General features: G+C 59.4%; 16 protein-coding genes. 5 read left to right on the forward strand and 11 right to left on the reverse strand.

All coding sequences use genetic code 11. The features are described from left to right. Positions 1–7 precede the first annotated feature (7 nt). The 3 genes from JFT91_RS15810 to JFT91_RS15820 are packed head-to-tail and all read right to left on the reverse strand — an operon-like array spanning position 8 to position 3,077. Positions 8–874 (reverse strand): carbohydrate ABC transporter permease, encoded by an 867-nt coding sequence (locus JFT91_RS15810; protein ID WP_201204628.1) that lies wholly within the window; start codon positions 872–874, stop codon positions 8–10. After that, on the reverse strand, positions 871–1,983 hold the full coding sequence (locus JFT91_RS15815) for an ABC transporter ATP-binding protein (protein WP_201204630.1): 1,113 nt from the start codon (positions 1,981–1,983) through the stop codon (positions 871–873). Before JFT91_RS15815 ends, JFT91_RS15810 begins: the two co-directional genes overlap by 4 nt. Continuing rightward, complete coding sequence (locus JFT91_RS15820; protein ID WP_201204632.1) at positions 1,983–3,077, reverse strand: ABC transporter ATP-binding protein; 1,095 nt, start codon at positions 3,075–3,077, stop codon at positions 1,983–1,985. Before JFT91_RS15820 ends, JFT91_RS15815 begins: the two co-directional genes overlap by 1 nt. Positions 3,078–3,459: 382 nt before the next feature. On the opposite strand from JFT91_RS15820, the gene JFT91_RS15825 reads away from it, so the two are divergent. Continuing rightward, entirely contained in the window at positions 3,460–5,298 is a 1,839-nt protein-coding gene (locus JFT91_RS15825; RefSeq protein ID WP_201232971.1) for a sigma-54-dependent Fis family transcriptional regulator, read from the forward strand. Positions 5,299–5,487: 189 nt separating this feature from the next. Here JFT91_RS15825 and JFT91_RS15830 read toward each other — a convergent pair whose 3' ends face one another. The 3 genes from JFT91_RS15830 to JFT91_RS15840 all read right to left on the reverse strand — a co-directional run bounded on the left by JFT91_RS15830 (position 5,488) and on the right by JFT91_RS15840 (position 10,126). Beyond that, a complete protein-coding gene (locus JFT91_RS15830) occupies positions 5,488–6,705 on the reverse strand; it encodes an MFS transporter (protein WP_201232972.1) in 1,218 nt (405 codons plus the stop codon). Between the two features lie 318 nt (positions 6,706–7,023). Then, complete coding sequence (cysS, locus tag JFT91_RS15835) at positions 7,024–8,406, reverse strand: cysteine--tRNA ligase (protein ID WP_201232974.1); 1,383 nt, start codon at positions 8,404–8,406, stop codon at positions 7,024–7,026. A gap of 22 nt (positions 8,407–8,428) precedes the next feature. Then, positions 8,429–10,126 (reverse strand): glutamine--tRNA ligase/YqeY domain fusion protein, encoded by a 1,698-nt coding sequence (locus JFT91_RS15840; protein WP_201226389.1) that lies wholly within the window; start codon positions 10,124–10,126, stop codon positions 8,429–8,431. A 266-nt stretch (positions 10,127–10,392) separates the two neighbouring features. Here JFT91_RS15840 and JFT91_RS15845 point away from each other — a divergent pair, with 266 nt between their 5' ends. Together JFT91_RS15845 and lpxH are read left to right on the forward strand one after the other, a co-directional pair. Beyond that, complete coding sequence (locus JFT91_RS15845) at positions 10,393–10,899, forward strand: peptidylprolyl isomerase (protein ID WP_201226390.1); 507 nt, start codon at positions 10,393–10,395, stop codon at positions 10,897–10,899. Next, entirely contained in the window at positions 10,896–11,648 is a 753-nt protein-coding gene (lpxH, locus tag JFT91_RS15850) for a UDP-2,3-diacylglucosamine diphosphatase (RefSeq protein WP_201232975.1), read from the forward strand. Before JFT91_RS15845 ends, lpxH begins: the two co-directional genes overlap by 4 nt. A 123-nt stretch (positions 11,649–11,771) precedes the next feature. Here the strand turns inward: lpxH and JFT91_RS15855 are convergent, their stop codons facing one another. From JFT91_RS15855 to JFT91_RS15875, 5 genes are all read right to left on the reverse strand, one after another. After that, positions 11,772–13,301 (reverse strand): DHA2 family efflux MFS transporter permease subunit, encoded by a 1,530-nt coding sequence (locus tag JFT91_RS15855; RefSeq protein WP_201232976.1) that lies wholly within the window; start codon positions 13,299–13,301, stop codon positions 11,772–11,774. A gap of 200 nt (positions 13,302–13,501) precedes the next feature. Beyond that, entirely contained in the window at positions 13,502–14,704 is a 1,203-nt protein-coding gene (locus JFT91_RS15860) for an HlyD family secretion protein (protein ID WP_201226393.1), read from the reverse strand. A gap of 15 nt (positions 14,705–14,719) precedes the next feature. Beyond that, a complete protein-coding gene (locus JFT91_RS15865) occupies positions 14,720–16,189 on the reverse strand; it encodes an efflux transporter outer membrane subunit (RefSeq protein ID WP_201232977.1) in 1,470 nt (489 codons plus the stop codon). Then, positions 16,179–16,661 (reverse strand): MarR family winged helix-turn-helix transcriptional regulator, encoded by a 483-nt coding sequence (locus JFT91_RS15870; RefSeq protein ID WP_201226395.1) that lies wholly within the window; start codon positions 16,659–16,661, stop codon positions 16,179–16,181. Before JFT91_RS15870 ends, JFT91_RS15865 begins: the two co-directional genes overlap by 11 nt. Before the next feature lie 258 nt (positions 16,662–16,919). Continuing rightward, the gene (locus tag JFT91_RS15875) at positions 16,920–18,239 is read right to left on the reverse strand and encodes a DUF308 domain-containing protein (RefSeq protein WP_201232978.1); all 1,320 of its coding nucleotides are present in this window, start codon (positions 18,237–18,239) and stop codon (positions 16,920–16,922) included. Positions 18,240–19,515: 1,276 nt separating this feature from the next. On the opposite strand from JFT91_RS15875, the gene JFT91_RS15880 reads away from it, so the two are divergent. After that, positions 19,516–22,329, forward strand: a complete 2,814-nt coding sequence (locus tag JFT91_RS15880) for an ATP-binding protein (protein WP_201233234.1) — start codon at positions 19,516–19,518, stop codon at positions 22,327–22,329. Next, positions 22,316–23,503, forward strand: coding sequence for a response regulator cyclic di-GMP phosphodiesterase PvrR (gene pvrR / locus JFT91_RS15885; RefSeq protein WP_201232979.1), 1,188 nt, complete (start codon positions 22,316–22,318; stop codon positions 23,501–23,503). The genes JFT91_RS15880 and pvrR overlap by 14 nt, the downstream gene beginning before the upstream one ends. Positions 23,504–23,529: the final 26 nt, after the last annotated feature.

Here is a 23,529-nt window from a genome sequence, read left to right on the forward strand (position 1 = left end):
CCGGGCCTCAGCGGTTGGCGTCGGAGTGCGTCATGGCGGTGTAGAACAGCCAGGACACCAACAGGATGATCAGGAAGTACACCAGCGAAAACGCCGCTGCCGGACCGAGGTCGAATTGGCCTACCGCCATTTGCGTCAACGTCTGACTCAAGAACGTCGTGGCGTTGCCCGGCCCGCCGCCGGTGAGCACGAATGGCTCGGTGTAGATCATGAAACTGTCCATGAAGCGCAGCATGACCGCGATCAACAGCACGCTTTTCAGCTTGGGCAATTGAATATGGCGGAACACCGCCCAGGCCGAGGCCCTGTCTATGCGCGCGGCCTGGTAATAGACGTCGGGGATCGCCCGCAACCCGGAGAAACACAACAGCGCCACCAGTGAAGTCCAGTGCCAGACGTCCATCACCAGCACCGTCACCCACGCGTCCATGGTGTTCGCCGCGTAGTTGTAGCTGATGCCCATCGCGTTGAGGCTCGACCCCAACAGACCAATGTCGGCGCGACCGAAAATCTGCCAAATGGTGCCGACCACGTTCCACGGGATCAGCAGCGGAATCGCCAGGATGATCAGCACCAGCGATGACCAGCGACCCTTGGTCGGCATGGTCAGCGCGACGGCAATGCCCAGCGGGATTTCGATCAGCAACACGCAGCCGGAATAGATGAACTGGCGCAGCAATGAGTCGTGCAAGCGTGGATCGAGCAGCACTTGCCGGTACCAGTCAGCACCGACGAAGTAGCGGCTGGACTGGTCGAAGATGTCCTGCACCGAATAGTTGACCACGGTCATCATCGGGATCACCGCACTGAACGCCACCAGCAGAAACACCGGCAACACCAGCCACCAGGCCTTGTTGTTCTGCACCTTGTTCATGGCCGCACCTCGCTGCTGTCGGCTTCAAGGAGGAATTCATCGGCATAAACCATCAGCCACTGCGCCGGGAAACTGATATACGCCGTGCCTTGCGGCACCGGTTTGTCTTCCGCCAAGCGTACTTTCAGCGGCGCGCCGTCGAGGTCGAGGGTCATGATCTTGTAGGTGCCGAGGTCTTCGACGTGTACGACCTGTGCCTGCATCGCGTCGTCAAACGGCTCGTCCCAGACATGAATAAATTCGGGACGGATGCCGACCTTGAGGTTTTTCCACTGACCGTGTTCGATATGCCGCTGCATGGCGTCGGACAACGGCAGGTGCGTCGAGGCGAAACCGACGCCGCCGGGCTGCGGCTGCACTTCGATCAGGTTCATGCCGGGGCTGCCAATGAAGTAGCCGACAAAGGTGTGGCTTGGCCGCTCGAACAATTCCCGGGGCGTGCCGAACTGGACGATCTGCCCGCCGTACATCACCGCGATCTTGTCGGCGAAGGTCGAGGCCTCAAGTTGATCGTGGGTGACGTAGACCATGGTGATGTTGAACTGCTCGTGGATCTGCTTGAGCTTGCGTCGCAGTTTCCACTTCAGGTGCGGGTCGATCACCGTCAACGGCTCGTCAAAAAGGATCGCCGAGACGTCGTCGCGCACCAGGCCACGACCCATGGAGACTTTCTGTTTTTCGTCGGCGGTGAGGTTGCGCGCCTTTTTGCTCAGCAGGTTTTGCAGGTCGAGGACTTCGGCAATTTCCTGCACCTTGCTGTGCACTTTCGCCTCGGCCATGCCCTGATTGCGCAGGGGAAAAGCGAGGTTATCGAACACGGTCATGGTGTCGTAAACCACCGGAAACTGGAAAACCTGAGCGATGTTGCGCTTCTCCGGCGTCAGGTCATTGACCGCTTTGCCGTCAAACAAGACATGACCTTGCGAGGGGCTGAGCAATCCGGAAATGATGTTGAGCAAGGTCGACTTGCCGCAACCCGACGGCCCGAGCAAGGCGTAGGCACCGCCCTGTTCCCAGACATGATTCATTTCGCGGATCGCGTAATCCTCCGCGCCGCCTGGGGTTTTGCTGTAGCTGTGGGCTAGGTGCTGCAAACGGATTTCGGCCATCAGGCAACCCTCGCGACACGTCGGCCCGGGGCTTGCACCAAGCGGCCCTGCGCATCGAAAACGAACAGTTTGTGGGTCGGGATGTAAATGCGGATCGGCGCATCGACGTCGTATTCGTGAACACCGGACAGGTGCAGTACCAACAGGAAATGTTCGTTGCGCACATGCAGGAAGGTTTCCGAACCGCTGATCTCGGCGACTTCAACGGTGACTGCCAACTCCAGATCGTCATCGTTGCTCGGCACCAGCGAGATATGACTGGGGCGTACGCCAAATCGAAACTCACCCTCGCCCACCGGACGCAAATCGACGTTCAACGGAAAGTGGACGAAGTTGGCGAAGCTGACTTCGTTGCCGGCGATGCGACCGGGCATCAGATTGATCGGCGGTTCGGAGAACAGCTCGGCGGCCAGCACGGTTTGCGGCTGGTGATAGACCGAGGTCGACGCGCCGCTCTGGATCACCCGACCTTCGTGAAGAATGGTCGTGGTGCCGCCCAGCGCCAACGCTTCGTTGGGCTCGGTGGTGGCGTAGATCGCGATGGTATGGCGCGCCTTGAACAGTTCGCGCATTTCCTGCCGCAGCTCTTCGCGCAGTTTGTAATCGAGGTTGACCAGCGGCTCGTCGAACAGGATCAACTCGGCATCCTTGACCAATGCGCGAGCCATCGCCGTGCGCTGCTGCTGGCCGCCCGAAAGCTCCAGCGGATAGCGTTGCAGAAACTTCTCGATGCGCAGCATCTTCGCGGTTTCCTGCACTTTGCTATGGATGATCTCTTTGCCGATCCCGGCCTGACGCAGTGGCGAGGCGATGTTCTCGAATACGGTCATGGTCGGGTAATTGATGAACTGCTGATAGACCATCGACACGTTGCGCAGACGCACCGGGCGCTGAGTGACGTCGACGCCGTTCATCAGGATGCGGCCGCTGTCGGGCTTGTCCAGACCGGCCATCAAACGCATGAGACTGGTCTTGCCGGACAGCGTACGACCGAGCAAAACATTGAAAGAACCGGGTTCGAATTTCAGGCAGGCATCGTCGATCCAGGTCTGGCCCTCGACGGTGCGGCTGACGTGCTCCAGAGTGAGTGACATGGCTCGGCCTTTTTATTATTGGAGTCAAGCGACCTGTACACGGGAGCGAGTTTCGTGCCAGAAATGGCAAGTGGTTGATTTGTCGTGAAAATCGTTGAAAGCGCGGTGATTGAGCATTCATTGCTGAACACATTTGAACAGTCGGGCGATTGACAATGAACAATAGTGAACAACACTCTATGAACGCCTTTTGCCCGATCCTGAATGCGAAATAGATCCCCTGTGGGAGCGAGCCTGCTCGCGATAGCGCTGTGTCAGTCAATGCAACTCTGTCTGATAGACCGCTTTCGCGAGCAGGCTCGCTCCCACAGTTGATCTGTGTTGTGTTCAGGATTTGGGTTCATAACAACAATAAAAATCGCTGCATCAGAGGCCCACTGCCATGGCCGCACCTGCCCCGCCGTTGTCCCACGACGCGATCGTCCAGACTTCCTGGCAACGTTGCCGTGCGTTCGGTCTGGATCACCAAAGCGCCCCGGCCTTCGATCAACTGCCCGCCGCCGGCATTGCCCATCTGCTCGACCGCCATCACTCGCTGGTGCAGACCACTCACCAGGAAGTCCTGCCCTACTACGAAAACATTCTGAGCAACTCCAACTGCCTGATCATGCTCGCCGACAATCAGGGCCAGGTGCTGACGTCGTGGGGCACGCAACGCTTTATCGAACCGAATCTGGCTCGCGGCTTTCAGGCCGGGGCGAGCTGGATGGAGCGCTCCAGCGGCACCAATGCCATCGGCACCGCGCTGGCTTGCGAGCAGGCAGTGCATATCGAACACGATGAACACTTTCTCAAGGCCAACCGCTTCATGACCGGTTCCGCCGCGCCGATTTTCGATGCCGAGCGCAAGGTCATTGCGGTGCTCGATGTCTCCAGCGACAGCTACTTGCCGCCCTCGCACACGTTGGGCATGGTCAAGATGATGAGCCAGACCGTGGAGAACCGGCTGATCCTCAATCTGTTTCACGGTCAGCACTTTCAACTGACGTTCAATACCGGGTTGAACAACCTCGACAGCCAGTGGGCGGGTTTGCTGATTTTTGATGAGAGCGGCCAGGTGCTGTCAGCCAATCGCCGCGCGGACAATCTGCTCGGTGTGCGTTTGTCGCGGGTCAGTGTCGAGAGCCTGTTCAACGTGTCGCTTCTGGAATTGATCAATCAGCCGGATGACTTGCCATTTGCCTTGCAGACGTCCGGGCGCAACCGTTTTCAATGTTTGCTGAAGCGGCCGAAACAGGCGCCGATTCAGCCGCGGCTGTTTGTCACTGAGCCGAAACCCGCCGCACCCAGCGCGATCAGCCTCAACAGCTTGCACTTCGGCGACAGTCGCGTAGAAAAAGCCGTGCGCCAGGCCGAGCGCTTGTTGGAGAAAGACATCCCGCTGCTGATCCACGGTGAAACCGGCGTCGGCAAGGAAGTCTTCGTCAAAGCCTTGCACCAAGCGAGTTCGCGCAGCAAACAGGCATTCATCGCCGTCAACTGCGCAGCGATTCCCGCCGAACTGGTGGAGTCCGAGCTGTTTGGTTACGAGAAAGGCGCGTTCACCGGCGCCAACCAGAAAGGCAGCATCGGGCTGATTCGCAAGGCTGACAAAGGAACATTGTTCCTCGATGAAATCGGCGACATGCCGCTGCCAACCCAGGCGCGCTTGTTGCGCGTGTTGCAGGAGCGCTGCGTGCAACCGGTGGGCAGCAGTGAGTTGTTTGCGGTGGATTTGCGGATTATCTCGGCGACCAACCGCTCTCTGCGTGAACAAGTGCAGTTGGGGCGGTTTCGTGAGGATTTGTATTACCGCATCGGCGGGCTGACATTGGAGTTGCCGCCGCTCAGAGAACGCAGTGATAAACAGGCTTTGTTTAAACGACTCTGGGAACAACACCGTGAGCCGACGCAATGGGCGGGGCTGAGCCACGAAGTGTTGGCGTTATTTGAAAGACATCCGTGGCCGGGGAATTTGCGTCAGGTCAGCAGCGTGATGCAGGTGGCGCTGGCCATGGCCGAGGAGCAACCGGTGCGGCCGGAGCATTTGCCCGATGATTTTTTTGTTGATCTGGAGATGGAGCCGGTTGAGAGCGCGCAGCCGCTGGGATTGGATTTGAATGATGTTGAAGCGTTGAACCGGGAGTTGAAGGCGGCCGGGGGGAATATCTCGCATTTGGCCAGAAGGCTGGGCGTTAGTCGCAATACACTTTATAAGCGGCTGCGGCAGATTGAAGGTTGAGTGAACCCCTTCCCCTCATCGGAACGCCGCCCGCCCAGCCCTTTCCTCCTGGAGAGGGAGCCGACCGAGGTGTCTGGCGCCACACATCGACCTGAAAGAACCAGTCGATTATGGATTCGGCACATCACGTTCAGGTCGGCGTATCTCATGAGCATCCCCCAATCAGTCCCCTCTCCCTCCGGGAGAGGGCTAGGGTGAGGGCGAAAAGGCCGGCTCAACACGCGCAGTGGAAACAGCCGCCAATGTGCGCAGCCCAATCAGCACAACCCCAATCATCATCACCCCCGCGCCAATCGCCACGCCGAACCCTGCTCGTGCACCAAAAGCATCAATAACCACCCCCGCCAGCATGCCCCCGAGCGCAACGCCAATGCTGATGCCAGTGGTCATCCACGTCAGCCCTTCGGTGATCCGCGACGGCGGGATGATGATCGTCCCCAGCTTCATGACCACGACCATCGTTGGCGCAAACGAAATGCCGGCGATAAACAGCGTCGCTGACAGGACATAAACGTCCGCTGCAAAAATCGGCAAAACGCCGGTGAACGCCGTGACCAATATCCCGATCAGGAACTGTTTTTCGATCGCCAGCGAAACCCTCAACGCACCGAACGTCAGGCCGGCCACCAGTGAACCGAACGCATAGGCGGCGAGGATGAAGGTGGCAGACGCTGGCCAGCCTTGAGCATTGGCGAAGGCCACGACCGCCACATCGATCGCTCCACCGATGACACCCATCGCCAACAGCGCGAGGACAATCGTGCGAACGCCGGGAATCAGCAGGGTTGAGCCGGTATTGCGGGTATGGCCCACGACAACTTTAGGTTCAGTCTGGCGCTGCAGGAGAAACGCTGTCACCCCGACAGCCAGCAGCGCCACCGCCACCAACGGCCCGGCCTCGGCGAAAAAGCTCACGCTCAAGCCGATCGCCAGTGGCGGGCCGATGATGTAGGCGAGTTCGGTCAGAACCGTATCCAGCGAGAACGCCGTGTGCAGTTGCGGCTTGCCACGAAACAATTGCGTCCAGCGTGCGCGGATCATCGACGGCATGCTCGGCATCGTCCCCGCCAGTGCCGCAAGAACAAAAAACAACGCGGCGGGCGCTCTCAAGTGAACGGCGAAGATCAACGCCAGCAACATGACGATGCTGAATGCCGTCACCACGGGTAGCACTCGACTCTGACCACGCTGATCAACAAGTTTCGAAATGCGCGGGCCAAGCAATGCATTGGCCAGGGTAAACATACCGGCGACTGCGCCTGCCAGCCAGTAGACACCGGTTTGCTCCACCAGCATGGTGATGATGCCAATGCCGATCATTGCTTGCGGCAATCGGGCAATGGAACTCGCGAGCACTAACCCCGTGGCGCCGGGTGTTGTTAGAAGCTCGCGGTAGTGATTAGCCATGATTCCTCCCTTGATTCGTCGCTGAGCAGCATCCCGCTGCCGCGTCAGACATCAAGACCTACGCGGACACCAAAAGCAACCCTCACCCCAGCCCTCTCCCAGAGGGAGAAGGGGCCGACCGAGGTGTCTGGCGTTGTACATCGACCTGAGAGATTGCGTCGATTATGGATTCGGAAAAAATCTTTCAGGTCGGCGTATTTCTTGAATATCCCCCATTCAGTCCCCTCTCCCACTGGGAGAGGGTTAGGGTGAGGGGCTCTTCTCGCAGCCAAACAAAAACCCGCACAAGGCGGGTTTTGTTTGTAGCAAGCACAGCAATCAGTCAGCCAGACGCCAGGTCGTGCCGCCCTTGCCGTCTTCCAGCACCACGCCCATGGCGGTGAGTTGGTCGCGGATACGGTCGGACTCAGCCCAGTCTTTACCGGCCCGTGCCGCCAGACGTGCAGCAATCAGCGCGTCCACTTCAGCTGCATCGACACGCCCTTCGGCGCCTGCTTGCAGGAAGTCATCCGCCTCAAGCTGCAACACACCCAGCACACTCGCCAGCTCTTTCAGACGTGCTGCCAGACCGGCCGCGGCATCGAGATCGCTCTCGCGCAGACGGTTGATCTCACGCACCATCTCGAACAGCACTGCGCAGGCTTCCGGCGTGCCGAAGTCGTCGTTCATCACCGTGGTGAAACGCTCGACGAACGCTTCGCCGCCCGCCGGCGCGACGCTCGGCAGGCCTTTCAACGCGTGGTAGAAACGCTCCAGGGCGCCTTTGGCGTCCTTGAGGTTGTCTTCCGAGTAGTTGATCGCGCTGCGGTAGTGGCTCGACACCAGCAGGTAACGCACGACTTCCGGGTGGTACTTTTCCAGCACGTCGCGAATGGTGAAGAAGTTGTTCAAGGACTTGGACATCTTCTCGCCATTGATACGGATCATGCCGCAATGCATCCACGCGTTGGCGTAGGTCTTGCCGGTGGCCGCTTCGCTCTGGGCGATTTCGTTTTCATGGTGCGGGAACTCGAGGTCGCTGCCGCCGCCATGAATGTCGAAGGTCTCGCCCAGGCAGCAGGTCGACATCACCGAGCACTCGATGTGCCAGCCCGGACGCCCGGCGCCCCATGGCGATTCCCAGCTCGGCTCACCCGGCTTGGTGGCTTTCCACAGCACGAAGTCCAGCGGATCCTGCTTGGCTTCGTCGACTTCGATCCGCGCGCCGATGCGCAGGTCTTCGATCTTCTTGCGCGACAGCTTGCCGTAGCCCATGAACTTCGCGACGCGGTAGTACACGTCGCCATTGCCAGGGGCGTAGGCGTAACCCTTGTCGATCAAGGTCTGGATCATGCTCAGCATGCCCGGAATGTGATCAGTGGCGCGCGGCTCCATGTCCGGCTTGAGGATATTGAGGCGCGCCTCGTCCTCGTGCATTGCCGTGATCATGCGCTCGGTCAGTGCGTCGTACGGCTCGCCGTTTTCGCGGGCGCGATTGATGATCTTGTCTTCAATATCGGTGATGTTGCGCACGTAGGTCAGGTTGTAACCGCTGAACCGCAACCAGCGGGTCACCAGGTCGAACGCGACCATGCTGCGGCCGTGGCCAATGTGGCAGTAGTCGTACACGGTCATCCCGCAGACGTACATGCGCACATTGTCGCCATCGAGCGGCTTGAAGACTTCTTTGCTCTTGGTGAGCGTGTTGTAAATCGTCAGCACTTTTAATTTCCTTGACGCTGAATCACTGGCCCCACGAATCACGCAGGGTCACGGTACGGTTGAATACCGGCTGACCTGGTTTCGAGTCCTTCAAATCAGCGACGAAGTAACCTTCGCGCTCGAACTGGAAACGGTCTTCCGGCTGTGCATTGCCAAGCGATGGCTCAGCACGACAACCGGTGAGTACCTGCAGCGAATCAGGGTTGATGTTGTCGAGGAAACTCGCGCTGTCTTCGGCCTTCTCAGGGTTGGCCGAACGGAACAGACGATCGTACAGACGCACTTCGCACTCGACGCTGGCGGCAGCCGGCACCCAGTGGATCACGCCTTTGACCTTGCGGCCTTCCGGGTTCTTGCCGAGGGTTTCCGGGTCGTACGAGCAACGCAGTTCGACGATGTTGCCATCGGCGTCCTTGATCGCTTCGTCGGCGCGGATCACGTAGCTGCCGCGCAGGCGCACTTCACCGGCCGGTTCCAGGCGCTTGTAGCCCTTCGGCGGCTCTTCCATGAAATCTTCACGGTCGATGTAGATTTCCCGGGCGAACGGCAGAGCGCGCACGCCCATGTCTTCTTTCGGGTGGCGTGGCAGTTCGAGGTTCTCGACCTGGCCTTCCGGGTAGTTGGTGATCACGACTTTCAGCGGACGCAGCACGCACATGGCGCGCGGCGCGGTGTGGTCGAGGTCATCACGGATGCTGAATTCGAGCATGCCGAAGTCGACCACGCCGTCGGAACGGTTGGTGCCGATCATTTCGCAGAAGTTGCGGATCGATTTTGGCGTGTAACCACGGCGGCGGAAGCCCGACAGCGTGGACATGCGCGGATCGTCCCAGCCATGCACATGCTTCTCGTCCACAAGCTGCTTGAGCTTGCGCTTGCTGGTGATGGTGTAGTTGAGGTTCAGCCGGCTGAACTCGTACTGACGCGGGTGCGCCGGCACTGGCAGTGCGTCGAGGAACCACTCGTACAGCGGACGATGGCTTTCGAACTCCAGGGTGCAGATCGAGTGGGTGATGCCTTCGATGGCGTCCGACTGACCGTGGGTGAAGTCGTAGTTCGGGTAGATGCACCACTTGTCACCGGTCTGGTGGTGATGGGCGTGGCGAATGCGATACATGATCGGGTCGCGCAGGTTCATGTTCGGCGAAGCCATGTCGATCTTCGCGCGCAGCACGCGAGCGCCGTCCGGGAACTCACCAGCACGCATGCGGGCGAACCAGTCGAGGTTCTCTTCTACCGAACGGTCGCGGAACGGGCTGTTTTTGCCGGGCTCGGTCAGGCTGCCACGGTATTCCTTGGCTTGCTCAGGGGTCAGGTCGTCGACATAGGCCTTGCCGGCCTTGATCAGCTCAACGGCCCAATCGTGCAACTGGTCGAAATACTGCGAGGCGTAGCGCACTTCGCCGGACCATTCGAAGCCCAGCCATTTGACGTCGCTTTCGATCGCGTCGATGTATTCCTGATCTTCCTTGGCCGGGTTGGTGTCGTCGAAACGCAGGTGCGTGACGCCGCCGAACTCCTGGGCCAGGCCGAAGTTCACGCAGATCGACTTGGCGTGGCCGATGTGCAGGTAGCCGTTGGGCTCAGGCGGGAAACGGGTGACGATCTGGGTGTGCTTGCCCGAGTCCAGGTCTGCCTGGATGATCGGCCGCAGGAAGTTGACCGGCACGGCAGGGCCGGACTTGGCATTCGAGGTAGGGTCGACAGTGGGCTTGCTCATTAGGATCCTTGACTTACATGTGCGCGGCCGCAGAGGGGGCCAGACAAAACAAAGCCGCTATCATAGCCGATGCTGTCAAGGGGCTGACAGAGCGGGGCCTATAAAGGAGCGCATTTAATCGCCGGGATTTGAAAAACAGCCTCGAAATTCGCGCCTGTCACGCTAAACTGCGCACCTTGGCCCATGGGCTGAACCGGTGACGGGGCGAAATGTCCCATTACCCACGAATTCCTTATAAAACGCTTCATTGAAAAAGAGCACCGATCATGACTCAAGTCAAACTGACCACCAATCATGGCGACATCGTCATCGAACTGAACGCTGAAAAGGCGCCGATCACCGTCGCCAACTTCATCGAATACGTCAAAGCCGGTCACTACGAAAACACCGTTTTCCACCGCGTCATCGGTAACTTCATGATCCAGGGCGGCGGTTTCGAGCCAGGCATGAAAGAAAAGAAAGACAAGCGCCCAAGCATCCAGAACGAAGCTGACAACGGTCTTTCCAACGAAAAATACACCGTTGCCATGGCCCGTACCATGGAGCCGCATTCGGCTTCCGCGCAGTTCTTCATCAACGTCGCCGACAACACCTTCCTCAACCACAGCGGCAAGAACGTGCAAGGCTGGGGCTACGCAGTGTTCGGTAAAGTGACCGCCGGCACCGACGTTGTCGACAAGATCAAAGGTGTTTCGACCACCATGAAGTCCGGCCACCAGGACGTACCAGCAGACGACGTGATCATCGAGAAAGCCGAGATCATCGAAGCGTGATATTGCTGATTTCAGATTTGCATCTGGAAGAGGAGCGCCCGGACATAACCCGGGCGTTTCTGAATTTGCTCGCCGGACGCGCCCGCTCGGCGAGTGCGTTGTACATTCTCGGCGACTTCTTCGAAGCGTGGATTGGCGATGACGCCATGACGCCCTTTCAGCGTTCCATCTGCCAGGCCCTGCGCGATTTGAGCGACAGTGGCACGGCGATCTTTCTGATGCACGGCAATCGCGACTTCCTGCTCGGCAAGGCTTTCTGCAAAGAGGCCGGCTGTACGCTGTTAAAGGATCCGAGTGTCGTGCAGTTTTACGGCGAACCGGTGTTGTTGATGCATGGCGACAGCCTCTGCACCCGCGACGTTGGCTATATGAAGCTGCGGCGCTACCTGCGTAACCCGATCACGCTGTTTATCCTGCGCAACCTGCCGCTGAGCACGCGCCATAAGCTGGCGCGCAAACTACGCAGTGAGAGCAAGGCGCAGACGCGGATGAAGGCCAATGACATCGTGGATGTCACGCCCGAAGAGATTCCGCGGATCATGCAGGCATTTGGCGTGAAGACGTTGATCCACGGGCACACCCATCGCCCGGCGATTCACAAATTGCAGCTCGGTGAGCAATCGGCGAAGCGCATCGTGCTGGGTGATTGGGATCGTCAGGGTTGGGCGTTGCAGGTGGATGAAAACGGCTATGCGTTGGCGCCGTTCGATTTTGCCCCGCCTCCGGCCCTGCCTGCCCCTTCTAACTGACGAGCCACAGAACAATGTAGGAGTGAGCCTGCTCGCGATGGCGATATCACATTCAACATCTCTGTTGACTGATACACCGCAATCGCGAGCAGGCTCACTCCTACAGTTTGACCGCGCTTCGGATCAGTGCCCGGAAGCCGCCGGACCTGCCTTCGCGGCAAACGGCGGTTTCGCCAGCCACACAATCAGAATCAACCCCATAAAGCCCCAGCCCAGCAACGTGAAGTAATCCACGGTGGAGAGCATGTACGCCTGACTGGTCAGCACATGATCCAGTTGCGCATACGCCGGATTACTCGCCCCGCCCAACTGGTTCAGCGCCTCTCGCGTCGCCGGTTCGTACGTGCTGATGCTTTCACTCATGTACGCATGATGCTGATCGGCCCGGCGAATCCAGATCCACGTGGTCAGCGACGCCGCAAAGCTACCGCCCAAGGTCCGCAGAAAAGTCGCAAGCCCGGCGCCGTCAGCGATCTGGCTAGGCGGCAGATCCGACATCAGGATGCTCAACGTCGGCATGAAGAACAGCGCCACACCAATGCCCATGAACAGCTGCACCAGAGCGATGTGCTGGAAGTCGACTTCATTGGTGAAACCCGCCCGCATGAAGCAGCTCAGACCAATCGCCAGAAACGCCAGCCCGGCCAGTAGGCGCAGGTCGAACTTGTTCGCGTACTTGCCGACAAACGGCGACAGCAGCACCGGCAGAATCCCGATTGGCGCCACGGCCAGGCCCGCCCAGGTCGCGGTGTAGCCCATCTGCGTCTGCAGCCACTGCGGCAGGATCAGGTTGATGCCAAAGAACCCGGCGTAACCCAGCACCAACACCAGCGTGCCGATGCGGAAGTTGCGGTGCGCGAATAGCCGCAGATTGACCACCGGGTGCTGATCGGTCATTTCCCAGATGATGAAAACCGCCAGCGCAACCACCGAAATCGCCGCGCCAATGATGATGAAGTTCGACTCGAACCAATCCAGGTCATTGCCCTTGTCGAGGATCACCTGCAACGCACCGACGCCAATGATCAGCGAGATCAAGCCGACATAATCCATGGGCTGGCGACTGGTCACCACCGGCCGCTTGGCCAGTTGCGAGCGCACCACCATGACCGCAAAGATGCCGATCGGTACGTTGATGAAGAAGATCCACGGCCAGCTGTAGCTGTCAGTAATCCAGCCACCGAGAATCGGCCCGGCAATCGGCGCCACAACGGTCACCATCGCCAGTAACGCGAGCGCCATGCCGCGCCTGGCGGGCGGATACACCGCGATCAACAGGGTTTGCGTCATTGGATACAGCGGCCCGGCGACCAGACCTTGCAGCACGCGGAAGCCGATCAGTTCCGGCATCGACGTGGAAATACCGCAGAGAAACGAGGCCAGGACGAACAGAATCGTCGCCCAGAGAAACAGCTTCACTTCACCGAAACGCCGACTGAGCCAACCGGTCAACGGCAGCGCAATGGCGTTACTCACGGCAAACGAGGTAATGACCCAGGTGCCCTGCTCCGAACTCACCCCGAGGTTGCCGGAAATCGTCGGCAACGCCACGTTGGCGATAGTGGTGTCGAGCACTTGCATGAACGTCGCCAGCGACAGGCCGATGGTGCTGAGCAACAGGCTGGGCGGCGTGAAAGAGGCGTTATTGCTCATTGTGAATCCTTTGAAGCCGGGTTGACGCTGCGTCAGTTAAAGACACAGCAGCACTTGTAGGAGTGAATCCTGTGGTGAGGGGATTTATCCCCGATGGGTCGCGAAGCGGCCCCTCTTTTGACTCAAAAAGCCGGGCCTGCTGCGCAGGCCATCGGGGATAAATCCCCTCACCACAAGGCTCACTCCCACAGAGGTTAGATTCAGCGTTGCGCGGTTTTGCTGACCGCAGCGCTGTTGTCGTGGATCAGCTGCGCAATCATCGCGTCGGCTTCCGCCAGTTGCTGGTCGTAAACGTTGGTGCTGAACGACGCCTTTTGCGGCGGTTGCTGCGCCAGCACCGGGCCGCTTTGGTCGTGCAGGTTGACCTCGACGTTGGTCGACAGACCGACACGCAGCGGGTGCTTGGCCAGTTCTTCGGCGTTGATGTGAATCCGCACCGGCACACGCTGAACAATCTTGATCCAGTTACCGGTGGCGTTCTGCGCTGGCAGCAAGGCAAACGCGCTGCCGGTACCGGCGCCGAGGCTGTCGACGGTGCCGCTGTACTTCACGTCGCTGCCGTAGATGTCGGACTCGATATCGACCGGCTGACCGATGCGCATGTCACGCAGTTGAGTTTCTTTAAAGTTGGCGTCGATCCACAGTTGATCCAGCGGAATCACCGCCATCAGCGCGGTGCCCGGCTGTACGCGTTGTCCGAGTTGCACGGTACGTTTGGCGACGTACCCGGTGACCGGCGCGATCAAGGTGCTGCGAGCATTGGTCAGGTAAGCCTGACGCAGATCAGCGGCGGCCGACATCACTTCCGGATGCGACGACACCACGGTGTCATCGACCAATGCGCTGGTGGTTTTCAGCTGCTGTTTGGCGTTGGCAAGGGCGTTTTGCGCCGAGGTCAGGTCGTCGCGAGCATGCGACAGTTCTTCCTGGGAAATCGCGCCGCCAGCAGCAAGATTCTTCCGGCGGTTGAAGTTGTCCTGGGCTTTCTGCACTTCAGCCTGTTGCGCGTTGACCTGGGCTTTCATGCCATCGACGTTGCTGTACAAGCCACGCACCTGACGCACGGTACGCGCCAGTTTCGCCTGAGCACTTTGCAGACCGACTTCAGCGTCGTTCGGGTCGAAGTTGATCAGCACCTGACCTTCGTGAACCAGATCACCATCGTCAGCACCGATGCTGACCACGGTGCCGGTCACCAGCGGGGTGATTTCCACAACGTTACCGTTGACGTAGGCGTCGTCGGTGCTTTCGTTAAAGCGTCCGATGAATTCGTGATACGCCCAGACGCCAGCGCAGGCGAGAGCAACCACGACGGCCAGCACCAGCAGCATCACTTTGCGCTTGCGCGGGTTGCCGGTGTCCGGGGTGTTGTCTTGAGCTTGGGTGTTTTCGGCAGTGGCCATGACAATTACCTTGAATTAGTTGTGCGGCGTGGCTGGGGTGGCGTTGGCTGCGGTCAGGGTTTGACCCTGGAAGCCGCCGCCCAGCGCTTGCATCAGTTGAATCGACAGGTCGATCTGCTCGGCATTGAGGTTGGCCAACTGACGCTGGGCCTGCAGCAATTGCTGCTCGATGCTGAGCACGTCCAGGTAGTTGCCGATGCCGGAACCGTAACGCTGGACGACGGTGTTGTAAGAATCCTGGGCAATCTCGGTGGCGTGTTGCTGCGCACCGATCTGCCGGCCGATGTCACGCAACTGATTGATCGTGTCGCTGACATCGCCGAGCGCTTTCACCAGGCTTTTGTTGTACTGCGCCACCGCCAGATCGTAACCGGCGTCGCGCGCATCGAGGTTGGCGCGCAGGCGTCCGCCATCGAAGATCGGCACCGAAATGGTCGGGGCAATGTTGAAGAAGCGACTGGCCGAACCGAACATCGCGTCACCCAACAAAGATTCGGCACCGGCCGAGGCCGACAGGTTCAAGTTGGGATAGAACTGGGTTTTCGCCGAGTCGATGTCTTTGCTCGCGGCCTCTACACGCCAGCGCGCGGCGACCAGATCCGGGCGACGACCGAGCAGTTCCGCCGGCAACACCGACGGCACCGCTACGGCACTGGCTTGCAGGACTTTCGGCCGGGCAATTTCGTTGCCGCGATCCGGACCTTTGCCGAGCAGCACGGCCAGAGCGATCTTGGCGCTGTTGAGGCGTTTTTCCGCATCGATCAGGCTGGCTTCGGAGCTGGCCTCAAGGCTTTGTGTTTGCTGAAACTGGTACTGGCTGTCGATCCCGGAACTCAGGCGACGCTGGCTCAGATCCAGCATCTGTTTGGTGCGTTTAAGGTCATCGTTGGCCAGGTCATAAACGATGTGTGCCTGGCCGAGATCGCTGTAAGCGCGAGCGACATCGGCGGCGAGGGTCAACTGCGCAGCCTGGCGATCGACTTCGGCGGCGCGGGCCTGGCCGAGTGCGGCTTCCCACGCATCGCGCTGGCCGCCCCACAGGTCGAAGTTGTAGTTGAAGCCGGCGCTGACATTACGCACGGTGGCATAAGCATCGCCCTGCCCCAACGGATCCTGATCCTTGGCCAGGCGCGAACGGCTGATGCCGGCGCTGGCGTCGAGGGTCGGATAACGGGCGGCGTCGGCGGCATACGCAGCGGCGCTGGCCTGATGGGCGCGCGCGGCGGCGATTTGCATGTCCGGGCTGTCGTGCAGGGCTTCGCGGATCAGGCCGTCGAGTTGCGGATCACCGAGGCTGGTCCACCAGTCGCTTTTCGGCCAAGCGGCCGGCGACAGGGTCACGCCGTTGAGGGACTGGCCGGTTTTCAAGCTCGCCGCGTCAAGGTTTTTGCCTTGAGTGTCGAGGCCGCTGTAGTTGGCGCAACCGGCGAGGATCATCGCCGAGAGCACCAGGGTCAGGCTGCTGCGCAAGGTTTTACCGCTCATTGTGTTCACCTAGCCGCTGGATAGTGATCGGGTCACCGGCTCCCAGCAGAATTTTCTTGAGGATGTATTCCAGGGTTTTCAACTCGTCCGGGGTAACGGCGCCCGCCAGTTCATTCATCGCGTCGGCGCCGATGTGCGGCAGGCGATCGGCCAGTTGCTGGCCCTGCTCGGTGAGCTTGAGCTGCACCTGACGACGATCGCCTTCGCTGCGTTGGCGAGCCAGGAAACCTTTCTGCTCCAGACGATCAAGCATGCGCGTCATCGAACCGCTGTCCAGCGACAGATGCCGGCACAACTCGGCCGGGGTATCGACGCCGTACTGGGCCATGATGATCAACACTTTGAACTGCGCGGCGGTGATGCCGTGGGGTTCCATGTGGGTGTCGATGATCCGGTCCTTGAGCAGCGCAGCACGGCCAAGCAACAGGCCGAGATGGCAATGTTTGAATTCGTCCGGGGTGAAATGCTTCATGTGCTCACCTAATAACTGCCTAGGCAGTGAATGTATGTCGAGATGTTACTGCCTAGGCAGCGAATGTCAATGAAATAGTTAGGAGGCTTGGTAATTAGTTGACCAGTGGACTGGGGTTTTGTGGCGCGCACGCGGATGCTTTCGCGAGCAGGCTCGCTCCCACAGTGGATTTGCGATCAACACGAATTCTGTGATCGCAACAAAATCCCCTGTAGGAGTGAGCCTGCTCGCGATGGCGGCGACTCGGTGAAAGGTCGGTCAGGACTTGTCGGAAGGATTCGCGGGTGGCGGTTGCACCGGATGCACCTCGCGCCCACGCAAGGCAGTGGCCACATACCCGCAGGCACGTTTGGCCCCCGCGTACAGGCCATGCCAGCCCGGCGGTGCCGGTTCGATGGCCGCGTGCAACGCCCGCGCGTAGTCGAGCACCAGCCCTGGCGTCCAGGCCATCACCTCGGCGCGCTTGCGCACCTGCGCCGCCACCCAGAACTCGGGGCTGAAGATCACTCGAGCGAAATCGCGCATGCTCGAATGGCCTCGATTCATCGCCCCTTCAAGCGCCGCTTCGAGGCTATGGGCGACGGCACTGGAACAATTGCGGCTGGTCAGGTTGTAAGTGCTGTTCTGCCGATATTGCGCCCAGAACGCATTGAGTCGTCGGGCGTCGTAGTGGGCAAAACTGACCTGCACCGAAGACGGACACCAGTCAGCCACCTCCTCCGCATAGTCAGGCAGAAACCGGCCGGCAACATCGTTGTTCGGCGTCGCCCGCAGCAAGCGCACGAAATCCCCCGCCGAACGATCAATGTCATCTAGCGGGTAATGGCTGATGTAGATGTCCGGGCCACATTCCAGTGCCGCGTGCCCGGCGGAGATCACGCCGTTGATGTCGACCGCTGCGATATAGCGGTTGAGCAACCGGTTGCGCACCAGTGTGTCGTCAACCGTGCCACTCGGTGTCCAGACGTGAATCACCAGCGCAGCGCTGGGAGCCGGTGCACTGACGGAAAAGGGGCTGACCGGCGACTGCCAGTTTTTGAAACGCACGGACTGCCGCAACAAGGCGCAACCCGAGAGAAAAATGCTCATGCCAATGCAAAACGGCACCGTGCCTTTATAAAGCGTCGGGTACGGCTCAAGGATGAACACGCCAAAGCCGATTTCGAACAACCCCGTCAGCAGCGACACTTGCCAACCGACAAAACGCACGACCACCGCCGCTGCCAGGCGAAAGACGCCATCGAGCATGAAAGCCCCGCCAAACAGCACCGCCAGAATCAGGCTGGCAGCATGTTGCCTGTCGATGATCAGCAGCCCCAGCAACAGGAAAACCAAACCGCGCGATTTGCGCAAAGCCGCGGCGGTTCCGGTTTGTGGTGCCGGTACAAACAGAATGATCAGGGCTTCGAGCAACAACAGATAGCCGAAGACATGCAGCGGAAAATACAAAACGCCGTCCAGTGCGTCGATGAAGATAGCCACGCCGGCCGCGCCCCAGACGATGCCGGTCAGCGCCAGCGCTGACCAACGCTTGCGGACAAAGTCATTACCCAGCAAGACCATACTCAAGCGAACCATATGACCTCTCTGGTGAACCGGGGGCTGCACAACCTGCACGGTTTTCAGGCTTTGCTGAGTCTAATACATCGCCGCGTTTGCGCAGACGCGGGAGCGTGTTCTAAGAATCGCCTGATGTCCATCGGCAAACGGCGTGTTTAACGTATGCCGCTCTTTGGCCAATTACGTAAACCCCTTCATGAAGCGTTTCAAACTCCAGCGCCCGCTCCAGCTAACGAAATTGATTCACACGCTATGTCTGTCGTTACTTTTCGCGCCCAGCTACGCAGGCGCGGCTAATTGCTCGTTCTTCCCGGGTCATCATCAAACAACTCTCACTATGCAATTACCCACTACACTTTCGATTCCTCGTGATACACCTAACGGCACCGTAATATATGAAAGTCCTCCATTAACACTTGGACCTACGCCCAGCTCGTATAGATGTACTAACGAGTTTTCATATGGTGTTCAGAACAACGTCGGTGTGTCTAAATCGGGTGACCTTGTTTACGCAATCGGAAACACCGGGCTCGCATGGCAGTGGTCCTTCAGAGAAGGGACAGCCATACCCATTTATCCGGCTATTCGCCGAGCAGCGGGCGGGTACGGATGGGACACCACAAGACACGTGCTACGACTATTCAAAATAGCGGATGTAATCGATGTACAGAAAATCCCGGCAGGAACACTGGGGACTTTTCATGCAGATGGTGTATCACCACTAGCAATGGCGACCAATGGCACAACGATTGTGCCTCAATCCTGTGAAACGCCGGACATCAAAGTAGACATGGGGTCGCATGACATGAGTAGCTTTGCCCACAACGGAGCATATTCTGAGCTGGTCAAATTTGACATCAGCCTTAACAATTGTCCGCCGGGCATAAAAAAGTAACTTATACACTCAAGCCTACCCCAACTTCTCCCTCGCAAAATTCCACGAGGGGTATCGTACAGCTGAGTGCAGATTCGACTGCTCAGGGTGTGGCTTTGCAAGTACTCAATAGCGATGGAAACCCCTTGGTTTTAAATCAAAGCTATGTATTCGCAGACTATCCCTCTGTGGGAGGCAACTTGAAGATCCCCCTGAGCGCTCGTTACTTTCGCGTCGCTGAAACAGGTGGCAATGGTGGGTTTGACAAGGGCATGCGCGCCGGAACAGCCAACGCAACGATTGCATTTGTCATGAGTTACCTTTGAATCCATTGATGCGTTGCTATAGCCAATTGTTTGCGCAGCTCTCTTTAAGAATCGTCTGATTTTCATCATGCCCGGCCGCTTCTACTGTGCCGGGATGCGATTGAAGAACTACCTCCATCAGATCAGCCCGATCCTGTCCTCGCCCGATGCGGCGCGGCGTCTGCTGCGCATTTTTGCCCTGGTGCTGCTGGTGGGCATTCTCGGCGGCGTCTACAGCTTTCTGCTGTTTACCTTCAACAATGAGATTTCCCAACGGCGCAGCTACATGAGCAGCGCCATCGCCGAAGCGCATACCTTTTTCACCACCCGCGAAGCACTGCTGGAAAGCCTGAGCCTGTCGGCTACGCACATGGCCAACATGGATTTGCCGGTCTCCGAGGAAGAGATCCGCCTGCTGCTCGGGCAAGCGCCGGGGCAGCAATGGAGCATCTGGCTGACCCGACGCATGCGCGATTACCTCAAGGCCCGGCAGCTCAACCTGGTCTACGTCAGCAGCGGCCCCCGGACCCAAGTGTTGCGCCTGTACAACGCAACCGCGGTGATCGGCCGTGTCCCCGAGACCATGCTCGAACAACTGCAGACCCTCAAGCACCACAACAGCGGCAACGTCAAAGAACTCTGGCTGACCCATGCCGCCGACGGCCACTCGCAGCTATACATCTTCATTCGTCTAGACGCGCGCGATATCAACTCCGGCTGGCTCGGCCTGGAAATGGACGACCGCGAAGTCTCCAGCGCCCTGAACGACCACAGTGCCGGCGAGTTCACCATGTTCAACTCCCAAGGCAAACCGCTGTTCAGCAACAGCCACAAACCACCGCCAGAACAGCACCTGCCGTTGCTGCGACAACAGGATTTCTTCGGCTTCGTCGGCGATGGCTGGCTGCCCGAGCAATTGGTGTTGCGCAAGCAGCTGAAATCCTCGGACTGGCAGCTGACTTACTCCATCGACTTGCTGGCGGTACTGCGCGCCCTGTGGCCACAAATGCTCGGCGCGCTGCTGTTCTGCGTGTTGAGTATCAGCCTAGTGTGCCTGTTGGTCCGACGTCTGGAGCATCGTTTCATTACCCCGGCAATCCAGCGCATTCAGGCATTGGTGGAAAGCGAACTGTTCAGCCGCGACGTGATTCAGACCGCGCCGGTGGCGCTGTGCGTACTGCGCCGCAGTGACGGTCAAGTGGTGCTGGATAACACCCTCGCGCGGCAATGGCTGGGCCAGTGCAGCGAGCAACTGGGCGCCGGCTGGATCCGCGATGCGTTCGACCAACACTCGCCGTGCCTGACCGATTACTTCGAGACTGCCGACGGTCGTCACCTGTACCTGAGCTGTGCGCCGACCCGCTATAAAGGTGAAGACGTCTTGCTCTGTGCGTTCAGTGACATCAGCGCTCGGCGACAGATCGAAGCAGCACTGGAACAGGCACGCCAATCGGCCGATGCCGCCAACGAAGCCAAGACTTTGTTTCTGGCGACCATGAGCCACGAAATACGCACCCCGCTCTACGGCGTGCTGGGCACCCTGGAGTTGCTAGCGCGCACGCAACTGGACACTCAGCAGAAAAGTTACCTGCGGGCGATCGAAGGATCATCGGCTACGTTGCTGCAGTTGATTTGCGACGTGCTCGATGTGTCGAAGATCGAGGCCGGGCAACTGGCGCTGGAGCTGAGCGAGTTTTCCGTCCCGGAACTGGTGCACGAAGTGGTGCAAGGCTATGCCGCCGCGGCGCAAAGCAAAGGCCTGCAACTCTATGCCTGCCTGGACCCGCAACTGCCTGAGCGCTTGATCGGCGATGTCAGTCGGGTGCGGCAGATCCTCAACAACCTGCTGAGTAACGCGGTCAAGTTCACCGATTCCGGGCGCGTGGTATTGCGGGTCAGACTGCTCGCTCGTGAAGGCGAACGCGTGAGCCTGCAATGGCAGGTTTCCGACACCGGCAAAGGCATCGCCCATGACGATCAGGCGTTTATTTTCGAGCCGTTCTACCAGACCGCCGGCAACACCAATGTCGCCGCCGGCACAGGCCTCGGTCTGCCCATTTGCCAACGTCTGACGCACTTGATGAACGGCACTCTGCGCATGGTCAGCGAGCCGGGCCTGGGCAGCAGTTTTTCCCTCAGCGTGCCGCTGGAGCAACGCTGCGGCAACGCACCCTCTACTGCTTTGCCGCCCTTGGCCGCGGACCTCGTCTATGTCGTTTCGCCCGTGCGCGAACTGGCCGACAGCATCAGCGGCTGGTTGCGCCGCTGGGGTGCCCGCGTGCATATCGGCGCACCGGATAGCATCGAGCCGGATTCGACGGCGCTGCTGCTGGAGCTGTATCCCGCAGCCTTCGGACAGCGCCCGAACCTGGCATGGCGTGGGCCGCGCGTACTGGCCAGCGGTGACGGCGCCCATGAGCCGCAGTTCAGCGGCGACGGCTGGCAGGTCAATCTGAATGATCTGCTGGCGATTCAACGCGCCGTTCGCCAAGCCCAGAGCGGCCAGATCGTTCAACGCCCGCAAGACACTGAATCCCATGCCCTGCGCCCGTTACGCCTGCACATCCTGGTGGCCGAAGACAACGTCATCAATCAACTGATCCTGCGCGATCAGCTCGAAGAACTGGGCTGCACCGTAGCGCTGGCCAGCGATGGCGAAGAGGCTTTGTCGCTGTGGCCCGACGCTGCGTTCGACATCGTCCTGACCGACGTCAACATGCCCCGCCTCAACGGCTACGAACTGGCCAAAGCCCTGCGGCGCCTCGGTTGCAGCATCCCGATCATCGGCGCGACCGCCAACGCCCTGCGCGGTGAGGATGCGCTGTGCCTGGCCGCTGGGATGAATCACTGCCTGGTCAAACCTTTTACGCTACGAGCCTTGTTCGCTGTCCTGGCTCCCTACGAACGAGTCGCTCATGAAGCCCTGTAGCATTCTGATTGTCGAAGATCACCCCTTCCAGCACCTGTACTTGCAGAACCTGTTCAGCGAGTTGGGTGACTTCGATCTGGCGTGCGCCAAGGACGGCGAAGAAGCACTGGACTGCCTGAAACAACGCGACTTCGATCTAGTGCTCACCGACCTGCTGATGCCGGGCATGGACGGCGTGCAATTCATTCAGGGCCTTGCCGCCCAACGCTCACGTCCGGCATTGGCGATCATGAGCGCCGCCTCACGACGCATGCTGATGGGCGCGAGCCTGGTGGCGAGCAACCTGCAAGTGAAAGTCATCGGGCTGATTTCCAAACCGGTGAATGCTGCCGCCCTGCGTTGCCTGATCGATCAATTGCAGGCGCTGCGCCAAAACGTCCCGGCGGCGACCCATCCCGGCATCGATCGCCAGAGTATCTGCAACGCCCTCGACAACGGTGAACTGCAAGCCTGGTTTCAACCGAAGAAGGCCTTGAACAATGGCCGGATCGTCGCCGCCGAAGCACTGGTACGCTGGAACCATCCTGAACATGGCACGATGCTGCCCGGGGTATTTTTGCCGGCGTTGATTGCGTTCGGTCTCGAAGAGCCATTGCTCTGGTGCGTGCTGAAACAAGCGATTGCCGCCCAAGCCATCTGGCGCGAACAGGGCTATGACATTCCGGTCTCGGTCAACCTGCCCACGCACCTGCTCAACAGCCACGACCTGCCCGACCGCATCCTCGCTTTCGTGCTTACCAACCAAGGCCTGCCCGCGCGGATCTGTTTCGAATTGATGGAGTGCTCGGTACCCGACGACATCAGCAACTTCTACGCCGGCGCGTGCCGCTTGCGGATCAAGGGTTTCGGTCTGTCGCAGGACGATTTCGGCAAGGGCTACAGCTCGTACATGAATCTGGTGTCGGCGCCGTTCACTGAATTGAAGATCGACCGCACGCTGGTGCAAGGCTGCAACGCCAACGAGGAATTGGCCCAGGCGCTGACCAGCATTGTCAGCCTCGGTCGCCAGTTGGGTCTGACGGTGGTGGCCGAAGGCGTAGAAACCGCACAAGAACTTGCTCTGTTGCGTAAAATCGACTGCACTCAGGTTCAAGGTTTCCTGATCTCCCACGCCGTTTCAGCCGATCAGTTCCAGCACTTGCTGACCCACGACGGGCCGGCGAACGCCTGGTGAGCGGCACGTGGCTATTGTTGAACGTC

Origin of the sequence: Pseudomonas sp. TH08, assembly GCF_016651275.1 — a bacterium.
In the GTDB taxonomy this organism is placed as follows: domain Bacteria; phylum Pseudomonadota; class Gammaproteobacteria; order Pseudomonadales; family Pseudomonadaceae; genus Aquipseudomonas.